Source organism: Micromonospora rifamycinica (genome assembly GCF_900090265.1).
Taxonomy (GTDB): domain Bacteria; phylum Actinomycetota; class Actinomycetes; order Mycobacteriales; family Micromonosporaceae; genus Micromonospora; species Micromonospora rifamycinica.
In genome coordinates this window covers 5,518,095-5,532,657 of record NZ_LT607752.1, presented here as the reverse complement: position 1 = coordinate 5,532,657, position 14,563 = coordinate 5,518,095, and the positions used below count along the sequence as shown (strand labels likewise).

The following is a 14,563-nucleotide window of genomic DNA, read 5'->3' as shown; positions in this document are numbered from 1 at the left end:
CCTCAGCCGTCGAGGCCCTGCTCGATCGCGTACCGGGTCAGCTCCACCCGGTTGTGCAGCTGGAGCTTGCCCAGGGTGTTCTGCACGTGGTTCTGCACGGTGCGGTGGGACAACCCGAGCCGGCCGGCGATCTGCTTGTAGGACAGCCCCTTGGCCACCAGCCGCAGCACCTCGGTCTCCCGTTCGGTGAGCCGGGGTGCCGTGCCGGCCCCGCCGTCGCCGGGGCCGGCGGCCGGGGGGCCGGCGGCGAGCCGCCGGTACTCGCCCAGCACCAGACCGGCCAGGCCGGGGGTGAACACCGGCTCCCCGGCGGCGGTCCGGCGCACCGCGTCCAGGAACTCCGCCGGGGCCGCCGACTTCAGCAGGTAGCCGGTGGCCCCGGCCTTCACCGCGTCCAGCACGCCCTGCTGCTCGCCGCTGGCCGACAGCATCAGCACCCGCACCCGGGGCAGCGCGGCCCGCAGTCCGTGGATCACCGCCACCCCGGAGACGTCCGGTAACTGGAGGTCGAGCACCACCAGGTCGGGCCGGGCCGCGGCGGCCACCCGGACCGCCTGGCGGCCCTCACCGCTGGTCGCCACCACCAGATGCCCGGCCTCGGTGAGGTCGCGGGCCACCCCCTCCCGCCACATCGGGTGGTCGTCGACCACCATCACCCGTACCCCGGTCGTCGGTCCCTCGCTCATCGGCCCCTCCTCGGCACCACCAGCTCGATCTCGGTGCCCTCCCCCGGCGTCGAGACGATCCGGGCCTCGCCGCCCAGGTCGGTCATCCGACCCCGGATGGCCTGGGCCACCCCCAACCGGCCCTGCCGGGCCGCCTCGACCAGCCGGCCCGCCGGAATACCCGGACCGGCGTCGCGCACCGACACGGTCACCGCCTCCCCCTCGTCCTCGACCAGCACCCAGGCCCGCCCGTCGGCGTGCCGCCGCACGTTGTCCAGCGCCGCCGCCGTCGCGGCGGCCACCTCCCGGGCCACCGGCAGGGGCAGCGGCACCGGGGTCGCCGGGGCGGAGACCTGCACCTCCGCCGAGGCGTAGCCGGTGAGCAGGGAGCGCAGGTCCAGCTCGCCGACCGGGTCGGCGGCGGAGGCCGGCGGCACCCCGGAGATCAACGCGCGCAGCGCCGCCTCCTGCTGGCCGGCGAGCCGGGCCAGCTCACCGGCCTCGCCGTCCAGGTGCGCGCCGCGCCGCTGGACCAGCGCCAGCACCTGGAGCACCGAGTCGTGGATGTCCCGGGCCAGCCGCTCCCGTTCCCGGGTGGCCGCCTCCAGCTCCACCGCCCGCTGCAACCGGTCCTCGGTGGTCGCCGCCAACCGGGCCACGTGCCCCACCACCGCACCGGCGAGCAGCAGCAGGATCACCCCGGTCAGCGAGGACGGGGCGAACCGGCCCCGGGTGACCAGGTCGGTGCCGCCGACCAGCAGGGCGGCCACCGTGCCGCGTCGCCGCCCGCCGGAGACCGCCCAGGCCAGCACCGGCCCGGCCAGCCAGGCCACGGCCAGGGCCGGCACCCCGGCCGCCAGCGCCGGACGGCCCACCACCCACGGGGTGACGGCCAGAATCAGCAGCACCACACCGAGGTCGGCCGAGAGCAGCGGCCAGCCCCGGTTCGCCGGCCGGGCGTAGCCGACCGCGGTCACCCCGGACCAGGCCAGCATCACCAGCAGCACGCCGCCGGCGGCGATCGGGTGGGCGTACCGGTCGGCGTCCCGCAGGACCAGCAGGCCGACGTAGACCAGCGAGGCGAAGCGGAAGACCGCGACGGAGCGCCAGAGCGGGACCTCGAAACCACCCGGCGGGGACGACGGCATGGCCGTCACGATGCCACAACGGCCCCGGTCGGCTGCCGGACCGCCCGCTGCCGCGTCAACAACCCTGACGTACGGTAGAAATACCGCGAAACTCCGAGATCGCTGTCGGGACAGGGCCCATGACGAACGCAGAGCTTCCCACACCGCGTACGGTGGTGCCCATCGAACCTTCCCTTCTCATCGCCGAGGCGTTCGACCAGGCACAGGTGACCGAGCTGAGACACTCGGTCAGCTCCTGCGCGCACGCCGCCGGGCTGGTGGGGCAGCGGCTCGACGACTTCGTGCTCGCGGTCAACGAGCTGATCACCAACGCCGTCCGGCACGGCGGCGGCCGGGGCTGGCTGCGACTCTGGCGACGCCCCGGCGAGCTGGTCTGCGAGGTGTCCGACCACGGTCACGGCCTGAGCGAGCGCCAGCTCCACGACCGCAGCCGGCCCGCCCCGGACACCGCCGGCGGCTGGGGCCTCTGGCTGGCCCGGGAGCTCAGCGACGCGATGGAGGTCGAGAGCGGCGCCGCCGGCACCACGGTCCGGATCAGCGCCACCGCCACCGACTGATCCGCCACCGACCGGGCCGGCACCGACCGGGCCGGCACCGACCGGGCCGGCACCGACCGGGCCGGCACCGACCGGGCCGGGGCGACTGATCAGGCGGCGACCGGGCCGGCGGCAAGGGGCAGGCCGCCGGGCGGGCGTCCGGTCAGCCGAACAGGGCGCTGACCGACTCGCCGTTGTGGATCCGACGCATCGCCTCGGCCAGCGCCGGGGCCACCGAGAGCACCTCCAGCTTGGGCACCCGCTTGTCCTGCGGGATCGGCACCGTGTTGGTGCAGACGATCTCGCACACCCCGTCGGTGGCGCTGAGCCGGGCCAACGCGCCGCTGGAGAACAGGCCGTGGGTGCAGGCCAGCCGGATCGACCGGACGTTGCGCTCCCGCAGGTGGGCGATCAGCTCGATCACCGTGCTGCCCTTGGCGATCTCGTCGTCCAGCACGATCACGTCCCGGTCGTCCACCTCGCCGATCACCGTGCTGATGGTGACCCGGTCGTCGCTGAACCGCTGCTTGGCCCCGGCCGCGACCGGGGTGCCGAGCATCCGGGCGAACGCCGCCGCCTCCTTGGCGTTGCCCAGGTCCGGCGAGACCACCACCGTGTTACCCAGGTCACGTCCCCGGAAGTGGGCGGCCAGCTCCCGCAGCGCGTGCAGGTGGTCGACCGGGACGCTGAAGAAGCCGTGCACCTGCGGCGAGTGCAGGGTCATCGCCAGCACCCGCTGCGCGCCGGCCGAGGTGAGCAGGTCGGCCACCAGCCGCGCGCCGATGGAGATGCGCGGCGCGTCCTTCTTGTCCGACCGGGCGTACGCGTAGTGCGGCAGCACCACGGTGATCCGCCCGGCCGACGCGCCCCGGGCCGCGTCGATCATGAGCAGCAGCTCGACCAGGTGCTCCTGCACCGGCGGCACCAGCGGCTGGATCAGGAAGACGTCCCGCTCCCGGCAGTTCGCCTGCAACTGCACCTCCAGGCAGTCGTTGGCGAACCGGGACACCCGCACCGGGTGCAGCGGCACCCCGAGGTGGGAGCAGATCTCGGCGGCGAGGTCGGGGTGGGCGGTTCCACTGAACACGGCGATGTCGCGCACGTCTGGAGATCGTACGGAGCCGCGGCGGTGCTCCGGGGCGTACCCGCCGGGTACGGTGCCGGGATGACCGGAGAGTACGTCGCCGCCATCGACCAGGGCACCACCTCGTCGCGGTGCATCGTCTTCGACCGGGCCGGTGAGATCGTCGCCGTCGCCCAACGCGAGCACCGGCAGATCTTCCCCCGGCCCGGCTGGGTGGAGCACGACGCCGCAGAGATCTGGACCAACGTCGAGCAGGTGGTCCGCGACGCGCTGGCCGAAGCCGGCACCGGCCCGGAGGGGCTGGCCGCCGTCGGCATCACCAACCAGCGGGAGACCACCGTGGTCTGGGACCGGGTCACCGGCCGCCCGGTCGCCAACGCCGTCGTCTGGCAGGACACCCGCACCGGTCCGCTGCTGCGCGAGCTGGCCACGTCGTACGGCGAGGAGAGGCTGCGCGAGCGCACCGGCCTCACCCTGGCCACCTACTTCGCCGGCCCGAAGCTGAGCTGGCTGCTGGACGACGTCGACGGGCTGCGCGGACGCGCCGAGCGGGGCGAGGTGCTCTTCGGCACCATGGACAGCTGGCTGATCTGGAACCTGACCGGCCGGCACGTCACCGACGTGACCAACGCCAGCCGGACCATGCTGATGAGCCTGGAGACCCTCGACTGGGACCGGGAGCTGCTCGACGCGCTCCGCATCCCGGCCGCGATGCTGCCGCAGATCCGCAGCTCGGCGGAGGTCTACGGGACCGCCCACGGGGTGCTCGCCGGGGTGCCGGTGGCCAGCGCGCTCGGCGACCAGCAGGCCGCCCTGTTCGGGCAGACCTGCTTCCAGCCCGGCGAGGCGAAGTGCACCTACGGCACCGGCAGCTTCCTGCTGCTCAACACCGGTGCCAGCCCGGTGCCGTCCAGCCACGGCCTGCTGACCACGGTGGCCTACCGGATCGACGGCCAGCCGGCCGCGTACGCCCTGGAGGGGGCGATCGCGGTGACCGGCTCGCTGGTGCAGTGGCTGCGGGACAACCTCGGGCTGATCTCCTCGGCCGCCGAGATCGAGGAGCTGGCGGCCACCGTGGACGACAACGGCGGCTGCTACGTGGTGCCGGCCTTCTCCGGGCTGTTCGCGCCGCACTGGCGGCAGGACGCCCGGGGGGTGATCGCCGGGCTGACCGGCTACATCACCAAGGGGCACCTGGCGCGGGCGGCGCTGGAGGCGTCCGCCTGGCAGACCCGGGAGGTGGTCGACGCGATGAACGCCGACTCCGACGTGGCACTGCGCCGGTTGCGGGTGGACGGTGGGATGACCGCGAACGGGCTGCTGATGCAGGTCCTCGCCGACGTGTTGGCGGTGCCGGTGGTTCGCTCCCGGATCACCGAGACCACCTGCCTCGGCGCGGCGTACGCGGCCGGTCTGGCGGTCGGTTTCTGGCCGGACCTGGCCACCCTGCGCGCCCAGTGGCGCTCCGACGCACAGTGGGAGTCCCGGATGGACCCGGCCCACCGGGAGCGGGAACTGGGCCGGTGGCGCAAGGCGGTCGCCCGCACGCTCGACTGGGTCGACTGACCGCCCGGCGACCCGCCGGTCGATCGGTCCACGCCGCTGCGACCGATACGATCGGTCGGGGGGATGCCACATGCAGACAGTCGGTCCGTACGCGCTGCACCGGAAGTTGAGCTTCTGCGAGCTGGGTGAGGTCTGGGCCGCGCGGGACACCGCCGAGCGGCTGTTCACCGTGGCCGTGCTCGCGCCGGCCGCCGCCGAGGGCGGCTGGCGGGAGGCGTTCGCCGCGGCGGCGAACACGCTGGCCCGTTCGGACGGCCTGCCGATCACCGGAGCCAACCACACCGGCCCGGTGCCCTGGGTGGCCTGCGCCGCCGACCAGGGTGCCGGTGCCGCACACGTCTTCCTCGCCCTCGGCCAGCGGCTCACCCCGGCCGGGCAGCCGCCGCCGGTCGGGGCCGGGCAGCAGCCGGTCGGTGCGCCCGGCGTGACCGCCCCGGTGCGCCCGACGGACGGCGCGGGGCCGGCGGCCGACCCGCCGACCGGGCGGCCCGGCGGCGACACGTCCCCTCCCCCGACCGTCGGCCCGGGTGTGGCGGCTGCCACCCCCGCCGCCGGCCCGGCCACCGCCGGCACCGCCGCACCGGCCACCGCAACACCGGCCGGCACGCCCCCGACCCCGCCGCAGCCCGTCCCGCAACCGCCCGCACCGCCCCGGGGGATGCCGCTTGCGCAGCGGTCCGGCCCGCACCAGGCGGCGCCCTATCCGCACCCGCCGGCCGGGGCGCGCCCCACGCCGGCCGGACCGCCAGCCGGGTATCCGCCGGCCGGGCCGCGCGCCCGGGGTCGTACCGGCGTCTGGTCGGCGCTGGTCGCACTGGTCGTGCTGGTCGCGGCGGTGGTCGGCGCGGCCGGGGGGTTCGGCGTCGCGCGCTGGTCGGAGGGCGGCCGCGGCGGCGTCGCCGGCACCGCCGCGCCGACCCCGAGCGCCGACCTGGGCCTGCCGGAAACACCGCCGCGCCAGCCGGGCGTGGAACCACCGGTCGGCGGGGGCTGGCCGACCGCCGCGCCCACCTTCGCCGGCACCGACCCGACCCGGGAGATCAGCGGCCTGGCCGGGGTGGACTTCAGCTTCCGGGTGCCCACCGGGTGGAGCTGCACCGAAGCCGGCCGCACCAGCGGTTCGGCGCACTACCGGTGCGGCGTCCCGGCCGCCGACGGGTCGATCATCGGGGGCGACCTGGTCGTGCGGCAGTGCCCCCGGCTCTGCACCGACGAGCGGCGCACCGCGCTGCGCCGGCAGGAAGAGGCATGGGGGTTGCAGTGGGTACGCAGTGGCGAGTTCACCACCTGGGCGGAGACCTCCCGGGTGGACGGTGCGCCCCGGTACGGCCTGGTCTACCTCTCCTACTGGCGCAGCGTGCCGGAGGACGCGATCGACCGGCAGCTGGTGCTCCGGATGACCGCTCCCCTGGACCGCGCGGACGAGGTGCGCAAGGTGGCCGCCTCCGTCCGCGAGGCCACCTTCACCATCTGACCCGGCCCCCGAGCCGGCCCGCACCCCCTCGCGCGGGGGCCGGGTCGACGGCGGCCCACCGGTACCCTTCGGCCGGATGCCGACGACGTTCCGGTCCGTCCCTTCCACGACCGAGCGGGGCCACGTACGCATGCTGACCGTCTCCCCCTGTCCGACCCTTGCGGGTGCGCCGGAGACCGCTCCGGACGACGCGGTCGTCGCCGCCCGGTGACCGGGAACCCACCTCCCGGGGGCGGCGCGAAGAGCGATGCGCCGACCGCCCTGATCGTCCGGGTCCGCGACGCGCCGCCCGAGCCGGCCGCCCCCTGGCAGCCCACCGAGGCCGACCGGCCGGCCCCACCGGAGCCGCTGGACGCGCCCTGGCTGCGGCAGCTCGCCCGGCTGCTGCCGGTGGCGGTCGTCGGTGTCCTCGGCGGGATCGGGATCAACCGGCCCGGCCTGTGGGAGGACGAGCTGGCCACCTGGGGCATGGTCACCGTCGGGACCGACGACTTCGTGGCGGTGCTGCGCAACGTCGACGCCTCCCTCGGCGCGTACTACCTGCTGCTGCGCGGCTGGGTGGCGCTGGCCGGCAGCTCCGACGTCGCGCTGCGGACGCCCTCGCTGCTGGCCATGGCGGCGGCGGCCGGGCTGGTCGCCGCGATCGGCCTGCGGATCGGTGGGCTGCGGGTCGGGCTGGTCGCCGGGGTGCTGTTCGCGGTGCTGCCGACCACCTCCCGGTACGCGCAGGAGGCCCGCCCGTACGCCTTCGCGGTGTGCGCCGCCGCACTGGCCACCCTGCTGCTGCTCCGGCTGCTGGAACGTCCCCGGTTCGTCCGCTACCTGGGCTACGCCGCCGCGGTGGCGTTGCTCGGGCTGCTGCACCTGGTCGGGTTGCTGCTGCTCGCCGCACACGCGCTGATCGCCTGGCGGGCGGCGGACCGGCGGCGGACCTTCTTCGGCTGGCTCGGCGCGGCGACGGCCGGTGTGCTGCCCGCCCTGCCGGTGCTCTGGCTGGGCGGCCGGCAGACCGGTACCCAGATCACCTGGATTCCACCGGTCACCCCGGACCGGCTGGCCGACACGCCCGAGGCGCTGTTCGGCGGGCCGCTGCTCGCGGGCGCGGTGCTCGCCCTGGCCTTCCTCGGCATGTCGATGCGGCAGCGGTCGGCGGTGGCCACCGCCTGGCTGGTGCTGCCCACCCTCGGCCTGCTGGTCGCCGCCCGGCTCGTCCCGCTCTGGTTGCCGCGCTACCTGCTGTTCACGGTGCCGGCCTGGGTGCTGGTCGCCTCGCTGGCGCTGCGTCGCAGTTCGCTGCTGCGGGGCACCGCCGCGGTGCTGGCGGTCGGGCTGCTCGGCGTCCCGGTGCAGGTGGAGATCCGTGGTGTCACCGGCCACGGCCAGGGCACCAGCGAGATCGCCGCCGTGCTGCGGGCACACGCGGCCCCCGGCGACACCCTGGTGTACGGCCCGTTCGACGCCGGTGACCAGCGCACCAGCCGGGACGCGGTGAACCGGTACGTCGACGAGAGCTGGCGGCCCCGGGACGCGCTGATGACCGTGCCGGCCCGCCGGCAGGGCACCCTGGGCGCGCAGGAGTGCGCCGACCGGGACGTCCCGGTGTGCCTGGGCCGCCCGGAGCGGGTGTGGATCGTCCGCAAGGGAGCGCTCGACGATCCGGTGCAGCGGATCGGGCCGGCCAAGGAGGCCGCGCTCAAGCCGTACGCCGTCGCGCGCACCTGGCGGGTCCGGGGCTTCAGCATCGCCCTGCTGGTGCGTAGGCCCGAGGGGACGAAGTGAGCACCCGGGCCGGCACCGGCCGCACCGACGAGACCACGGAGTTCCTCCGTCCGGCGGTACCCGCCCCCCGTGGGCCGGCGGCGGCACCGCCGCGACGGGAGCCGGTCGCGACACCGCCGCGACGCGAGGGCGTCGCGGTACCGGCCCCACGGGAAGCCGCCGCGGTAGCGGCTCCCCGGGAAACGGTGGCGCGGCGGGCGGTGGCACCGGCGACGCCGGGCCGCCCGGCGACCGTCGATCCGTCGCTGCCGCTGCCACCGGACGACGACGAGAAGGCCGCCTACCGCCACCGCCGGTTGCCGGTGTTGATGCTCACCTCGTCCGTCAGCTTCGGCGGGCTGCTCGTCAGCCAGGTGCTGTTCGTCCGGATGGCTCCCTGGCTGCTCCTGCTGCTGCCGCTGTTCGGCTTCACCGTGCTCTACTACCTGGTCTCGACCTGGGTGAACCTCGGCACGCCCGGGTTCGACCTGGACCGGCACCGGCGGCTGGTCCGGGACTTCCGGCCGCCCGTGCACCCGTCGGTCGACGTCTTCCTGCCGGTCTGCGGCGAGGCGACCGAGGTGCTGCGCAACACCTGGGAGCACGTCAGCCGGATGGTCGACCACTACCCGGGCCGGGTGCACGTCTACGTGCTCGACGACTCGGCCACCGACGAGCGGGAGGCGATGGCGCTCGCCTTCGGCTTCGTCTACCAACGCCGCCCCAACCGGGGCTGGTACAAGAAGGCCGGCAACATGCGGTACGCGTACCAGCGCACACTGGGCGAGTACATCCTGGTGCTGGACGCCGACTTCACCCCCCGGCACGACATCCTCGACGAGCTGGTGCCCTATCTGGCCACCGAGCCGGATCTCGGGATCGTGCAGTCCCCGCAGTACTTCCGGGTGCACGCCGGGCAGGGGTGGCTGGAGCGCGGGGCCGGTGCGGTGCAGGAGCTGTTCTACCGGGTGGTGCAGGTGTCCCGGCAGCGGCACGAGGCGGCGATCTGCGTGGGGAGTTGCGCGCTCTACCGCCGGGAGGCGCTCGACGCGATCGGCGGTTCCACCCTGATCGAGCACTCGGAGGACGTCCACACCGGGTTCGACATGCGGCGGCGTGGCTGGCGGTTGCGCTACCTGCCGGTGCCGCTGGCCACCGGCCTGTGCCCGGCCGACGTCAACTCGTTCTTCACCCAGCAGTACCGCTGGTGCGCCGGCTCGATGAGCCTGCTCGGGTCGACGAAGTTCTGGAACACCCGGATGCGGCTGCGCACCCGGCTGTCGTACCTCTCCGGGTTCTGCTACTACCTGCACACGGCGCTGTTCACCTTCGTCGGGCCGCTGGTGCCGATCGTGCTGCTGGCCCGGTTCCCGGAGTCGGTGGCCCCCGCGAACTACCTGTGGATCGTGCCCAGCCTGGTCTACAACCTGGTGGTCTTCCCGCTCTGGCACCGGTGCGCCTACCGGGTGGAGGCGTGGACCGTCAAGATGATCTACGGCTGGTCGCACGCCTTCGCGATCTGGGACCTGCTGCGCGGGCAGAGCATGGGCTGGCAACCCACCGGCGGCACGGCACCCAAGAACAGGACGGCCCGGCTGTGGTGGGGGATGGCCGTCTGCACGGCGGGCAGCGGCGCGCTGTGGACCGGGCTGGCCGCCCACCGGATGATCACCGACGACCTGCCGACCTTCGCCCCGGCCTTCCTCGGGGGCACGTTCTACCTGACCGTCGCGTTGCAGGCGCTGCTGGTGCGGCCGACACGGGACGTCCGCCCGGAGGGTTCCCGGTGACCTCCCGCCAGCTGTTCACCGTCATGACGATCTTCGTGATCGGGGTGTTCGGCTACGCCGCGCTCGCCCCCGGCCCGGTCAGCCGCCCGGCCCGGCTCGCCACCGCCCCCAGCGTCGCGGCCCCGCCCACCGGCCCGCCCCCGGCGTACGACGTCCGCCCGCTGACCCGGCCGGCGGGGCGGTACCTCGGGGTGGCGTTGAACGGGGCGCCGCAGGACATGAGCCGGGTCGACCGGTTCGCCGACCTGGTCGGCCGGAAACCCAACATCGTCACCATCTACGAGAGCTTCGACGACGAGTTCGCCGCCGCCGAGGTCCGCCGGGTCCACCGGTACGGCGCACTGCCGATCGTCCGCTGGGAACCGTTCACGGTGAAGCTGAAGGACATCGCCGCCGGGCGGCACGATCCGTACCTGGTGGAGTTCGCCGTCGCGGTGCGCCGGCTCAACCTGCCGGTGGCGCTCACCGTCGCGCACGAGATGAACGGCCACTGGTACTCCTGGGGCGCGCACGACAACCGGGCCAGGGATTTCGTCGCCGCCTGGCGGCACATCCACGCCGTCTTCGCCCAGGCCGACGCCACGAACGTGATCTGGGCCTGGACCCCGAACGTGGTCAACCCGGTCCCGTCGGTGAAGCTCGCCCCGCTGTATCCCGGCGACGCGTACGTCGACTGGGTCGGCATCGACGGCTACTTCACCCGGCGCGGGGAGCAGACCTTCGACGGTCTCTTCGGCCCCACCATCACACAGGTCCGCAGGTTCACCGACCGGCCGCTGCTGATCGTGGAGACCGGGTCCGAGCCGGGCGCGATGCGCCGCCGGGCGGTCGACGAACTCTTCACCGCCATCCGAAAACGTTCTGACCTGCTCGGTTTCGTCTACTTCAACCAGAAGGGCTCCGGCGACTGGGTCATCGACTCGGACCGGCCGGCGCTCGCCGCCTACCGCGCGGGCGCAGCGGCCGACCCGCGGACCGGTTTCCGGGTCGGCTGAGCCCGGGTGCCCGCCCCAGCACCGGTGAGCAGCGTGGCGAGGCGCTTCTTCCGGCTGTTCTCGCGGACGATCCAGGCCACGTCGGCGTCATCGACGGCGGCCAGGGCCTGGAACGCCGGCAGGCCGACCTTCGGGTCGGCGGCCACCGCGACGCTCCAGCAGTAGCCCAACGCCTGGCGCAACGCTCGGACGTCGGCGCCGCGACGCCGGTCGGCCGGCAGCGCGGCCAGGCCCGCCGTCGCCCGTTCGCAGAGTGCGACGGCGCGGGCGGCGGCCGTCGGGGCGGTCAGCAGGCGTGGTTCACACACCGCCGCGACGGCGGCCCGACGGATCAGCGGGTGCGGGTCCGCGACCCACGCCGTGCCGAGGTCGAGCAGGCGCGGCAGGTCCGCGTCACCGAGCCGCTGCAACGCCATGGCCACCGCCTCGCGGACCCGCCAGCGGGGGTCGGTGGCGTGACCGCGCAGCCGTGCCTCGATGCCGGTGCTGGCCCGCGCCCGGGTCTGGCCGGCCAGCAGCCGGCCGAGGCCGAGCACCCCGCAGAGCACCAGGTACTCGTCGTCGGTGCCGATCAGCCGATCGAAGGTGGCCGGCTCGCCCTCGTCGGCGACGGCCTGGGCGAGTTCGAGGTCGGCCCGGGGTCCGGGCAGCCCCGAGTGGTCCCGCAGGAACGCCGGCCAGCGCGCCGGGCCGGCCGCCCGCAGCTCGTCCCGGTACCGCTCACGCCGGCTCACCGTCGCAGCGTAACCCGCCCGCCGCCGGCCGACGGCGACTCTGCGCCACCGTGGGGTGGTCCGGCCGGCGACGGGTCAGGACCAGCGTTCGCCGGTCAGCCGCTCGTAGACGTCGACGTAACGCGCCCGGGTCGCCTCGACCACCTCGGCCGGGACCTCGGGGGCGGGGGAGAGCTTGTCCCAGCCGCTGTTGGTCGCCCAGTCCCGGACGTACTGCTTGTCGTAGGAGAACTGGGTGCGGCCCGGCTGGTAGGACTCGGCGGGCCAGTACCGCGACGAGTCGGAGGTGAGCACCTCGTCGCCGAGCATCAGGGTGCCGTCCGGCGTCCAGCCCAGCTCGATCTTGGTGTCGGCGACCAGGATCCCCCGGTCGGCGGCGAGCTCCGCGCCCCGGCGGTAGACGTCCAGGGTGATCTGGCGCAGCCGTTCGGCGGTCTCCGCCCCCACCTTGTCCACCACCTCGGCGAAGGTCATCGGCTCGTCGTGCTGCCCCGCCGGGGCCTTGGTCGACGGGGTGAAGATCGGCTCCGGCAGGATCGACGCCTCGACCAGGCCACGCGGCAGCGGCACGCCGGAGACCGCGCCGGTGCGCTCGTACTCCTTGAGGCCGCCTCCGGTGAGGTAGCCACGGGCGACGCACTCGACGGGCACCATGTCCAGCCGGCGGCAGCGGATCGCCCGCCCGGCGAACTCGGCGGGCACGTCGGTGGCCGAGACGACGTGGTGCGGCACCAGGTCGGCGAGCTGCCCGAACCACCACAGCGACAGGGCGGTGAGCAGCCGGCCCTTGTCCGGGATCGGGGTGGGCAGGACCACGTCGTAGACGGAGATCCGGTCCGAGGCGACCAGGATCAGGTCGTCGCCGTCGGCGTAGACGTCCCGGACCTTGCCCGAGTGCAGAAGTTCCACGCGCCCTAGTACACCACGGGTACCGGGTCGTCCGGTGCGCCCACCCGGCGGCCGGCGCGCGACGGCCCGGCCAGCCGTTGACACCCGCCCGCGCCACCTGCGTGAATGATCCGGCCACCGGCCCACCCGTCCCCAGGAGCACCCGTTGTCCGTTGCGCGTTCCCCGCTCCCCCGGCGCGGTGCCGACCCGGCCCGGCGGCGACTGCTCGGCGGGCTGCTCGGGCTGCCGGTGCTGGCGACCGGCGGGCTCAGCGGGTGCGGCGGCGGGGAGGAGACGCCGGCCCGGGACGGCCCGGTGGAGCTGTCGGTCTTCTGGTACGGCGGCACCCGGCGGGCGGAGGCCACCGAGCAGGCCCTGCGGCTGTACTCGGCCCGGAACCCGCTGGTCACCTTCAGGGTGACCTGGCAGAGCCAGGGCGGCTACTACGACCGGCTCGCCACCCAGGCCGGCGGCGGCAACGTGCCCGACCTGTTCCAGATCGACGACTCGATGCTCGGCGAGTACGCCCAGCGCGGCATCGTCCTGGATCTCGGCGGCTACGTCGACGACGGCCGGATCGACCTGGACACGCTGCCCCCCGGCCTGACGGACTACGGCACGATCGACGGCCGGGTCTACGGGGTGCCGGCCGGGCAGACCCACCCCGCCGTGGTGTTCAACCGGGACCTGCTCCGCCGGCTCGGCATCCCCGAACCGACCACCTCGATGACCTGGGCCGACTATCTGAGCTGGGCGGCCGGGGTGACCCGGGCCGGCAGCGGCCGGGTGGCCGGCTCGATGGACCCGTCCGGGGACCACGGGGCACTGTGGCTCTGGCTACGCGGGTTGGGCACCCGGTTCTACCAGGGCCGTCAGCTGGGGTTCGGCTCGGCGGCGCTGCTCGACTGGTTCGAGTTCTGGGAGCGGGCGCGCAGCCAGCAGGCCACTCCGGCCGCCGCCCTGGTCGACCGGGCCGACAGCGGTGAGCCGGCCCGGCAGTTGGTGGTCACCGGGCACACCGCCGCGTCGTTCGCCTGGTCACACCAGTTTCCCGAACTCCAGCGCTACTCCGACGACGAGTTGGCGATGGTCGGCTTTCCCGGCCCCCGGGCGGCCCAGTGGGACCGGGCGTCGATGTACTGGGCCGGGTTCCGCGGCACCCGGCACGCCGGGGTGGTGGCCAACGTGGTCAACTTCCTCACCGGCAGCATCGAGGCGGGCCGGCTCCTCGGCACCGAGCGGGGCCTGCCGGCCAGCCTGACGGTCCGCCAGGCGGTCGTCCAGACCCTCGACGATCCGCTGGCCAAGCGGGTCGCCGCCCTCGGCGAGGCGCTGCACCAGCAGGTCGGCCCGGCCCCCGCGCCACCCCCGAAGGGGCACGGCGAGGTACGCACCCTGCTCGCCGACGCGGCCCGGAGCATCCGCGCGGGGCGCTCCGGGGCGCGAGCGGCGACGGCGCAGTTCATGGCCCGCGCCCAGGCGGCCCTGGCCCGGTGACGGGCAGGTGCCGGGGCGGACGAGCCGTGCCGTCGGGCCGGGTGACGGTCACCGTGTCCCCGGCCGCAGGTGACGGATCAGCGCGGCGGGCGGTTACGGCGGTTCCGGGTCAGCAGGACCACCAGGAGGACGATCCCGCCGACCACCACCAGGCAGCAGAGCAGCCCGAAGACCCCGAACCCGCCGCCCCTCGACCGGCGCCGGGCGGCCTCCACCACCAGCTCACCGGTGCCGGTGGACGCCCAGGCGGCCACCGGAACGAAGACCGAGAGAACCACCGCGCCGAACACCGCGGCCAGCCGGCCCCACCACTTGGTCGGAGTTGACATGTTGATCCCAGTAGACATGCCCTCATCCTGACCGAGGAGCGCAAGTCCGGCACCCCGAAGCACCGACCGCCCCACCCGCGCCCGGGTGCCCGGAGGCG

General features: G+C 74.7%; 13 protein-coding genes. 7 read left to right on the top strand and 6 right to left on the bottom strand.

Annotated elements, in window-relative coordinates; translation table 11 throughout:
* Positions 1-2: 2 nt before the first annotated feature.
* A complete protein-coding gene (locus GA0070623_RS23295) occupies positions 3-686 on the bottom strand; it encodes a response regulator (RefSeq protein WP_067315113.1) in 684 nt (227 codons plus the stop codon).
* Positions 683-1,813 carry a MacS family sensor histidine kinase gene (gene macS, locus GA0070623_RS23290; RefSeq protein WP_067315116.1) on the bottom strand — a complete coding sequence of 377 codons (1,131 nt, stop codon included), beginning with the start codon at positions 1,811-1,813 and terminating at the stop codon, positions 683-685. Before macS ends, GA0070623_RS23295 begins: the two co-directional genes overlap by 4 nt.
* A gap of 119 nt (positions 1,814-1,932) precedes the next feature.
* Between macS and GA0070623_RS23285 the strand changes: the two genes are divergently transcribed.
* Positions 1,933-2,370: an ATP-binding protein gene (locus tag GA0070623_RS23285; RefSeq protein ID WP_067315119.1), complete on the top strand. Its 438-nt coding sequence runs from the start codon at positions 1,933-1,935 to the stop codon at positions 2,368-2,370.
* Positions 2,371-2,512: 142 nt separating this feature from the next.
* Here GA0070623_RS23285 and GA0070623_RS23280 read toward each other — a convergent pair whose 3' ends face one another.
* Positions 2,513-3,451: a ribose-phosphate diphosphokinase gene (locus tag GA0070623_RS23280; RefSeq protein ID WP_067314118.1), complete on the bottom strand. Its 939-nt coding sequence runs from the start codon at positions 3,449-3,451 to the stop codon at positions 2,513-2,515.
* A 63-nt stretch (positions 3,452-3,514) separates the two neighbouring features.
* Here GA0070623_RS23280 and glpK point away from each other — a divergent pair, with 63 nt between their 5' ends.
* The 5 genes from glpK (at position 3,515) to GA0070623_RS23255 (ending at position 11,016) form a co-directional block, all read left to right on the top strand.
* Complete coding sequence (glpK, locus tag GA0070623_RS23275; protein ID WP_067314133.1) at positions 3,515-4,999, top strand: glycerol kinase GlpK; 1,485 nt, start codon at positions 3,515-3,517, stop codon at positions 4,997-4,999.
* 70 nt (positions 5,000-5,069) lie between these two features.
* Positions 5,070-6,473 carry a hypothetical protein gene (locus GA0070623_RS23270; protein WP_067314120.1) on the top strand — a complete coding sequence of 468 codons (1,404 nt, stop codon included), beginning with the start codon at positions 5,070-5,072 and terminating at the stop codon, positions 6,471-6,473.
* A gap of 207 nt (positions 6,474-6,680) precedes the next feature.
* A complete protein-coding gene (locus GA0070623_RS23265) occupies positions 6,681-8,252 on the top strand; it encodes a glycosyltransferase family 39 protein (RefSeq protein WP_067314122.1) in 1,572 nt (523 codons plus the stop codon).
* A gap of 200 nt (positions 8,253-8,452) precedes the next feature.
* Complete coding sequence (locus GA0070623_RS23260; protein WP_197700010.1) at positions 8,453-10,021, top strand: glycosyltransferase family 2 protein; 1,569 nt, start codon at positions 8,453-8,455, stop codon at positions 10,019-10,021.
* Complete coding sequence (locus tag GA0070623_RS23255) at positions 10,018-11,016, top strand: glycoside hydrolase family 26 protein (protein WP_067314124.1); 999 nt, start codon at positions 10,018-10,020, stop codon at positions 11,014-11,016. Before GA0070623_RS23260 ends, GA0070623_RS23255 begins: the two co-directional genes overlap by 4 nt.
* On the opposite strand, the gene GA0070623_RS23250 is transcribed toward GA0070623_RS23255, so the two are convergent.
* Together GA0070623_RS23250 and GA0070623_RS23245 are read right to left on the bottom strand one after the other, a co-directional pair.
* On the bottom strand, positions 10,965-11,750 hold the full coding sequence (locus GA0070623_RS23250) for a HEAT repeat domain-containing protein (protein ID WP_197700009.1): 786 nt from the start codon (positions 11,748-11,750) through the stop codon (positions 10,965-10,967). The genes GA0070623_RS23255 and GA0070623_RS23250 overlap by 52 nt on opposite strands.
* A 75-nt stretch (positions 11,751-11,825) precedes the next feature.
* A complete protein-coding gene (locus GA0070623_RS23245) occupies positions 11,826-12,659 on the bottom strand; it encodes a phosphoribosylaminoimidazolesuccinocarboxamide synthase (RefSeq protein ID WP_067314126.1) in 834 nt (277 codons plus the stop codon).
* 145 nt (positions 12,660-12,804) lie between these two features.
* Here GA0070623_RS23245 and GA0070623_RS23240 point away from each other — a divergent pair, with 145 nt between their 5' ends.
* Positions 12,805-14,136 carry an ABC transporter substrate-binding protein gene (locus tag GA0070623_RS23240; RefSeq protein ID WP_067314128.1) on the top strand — a complete coding sequence of 444 codons (1,332 nt, stop codon included), beginning with the start codon at positions 12,805-12,807 and terminating at the stop codon, positions 14,134-14,136.
* Between the two features lie 77 nt (positions 14,137-14,213).
* Here the strand turns inward: GA0070623_RS23240 and GA0070623_RS23235 are convergent, their stop codons facing one another.
* Positions 14,214-14,465 (bottom strand): hypothetical protein, encoded by a 252-nt coding sequence (locus GA0070623_RS23235; protein WP_067314130.1) that lies wholly within the window; start codon positions 14,463-14,465, stop codon positions 14,214-14,216.
* Positions 14,466-14,563 lie beyond the last annotated feature (98 nt).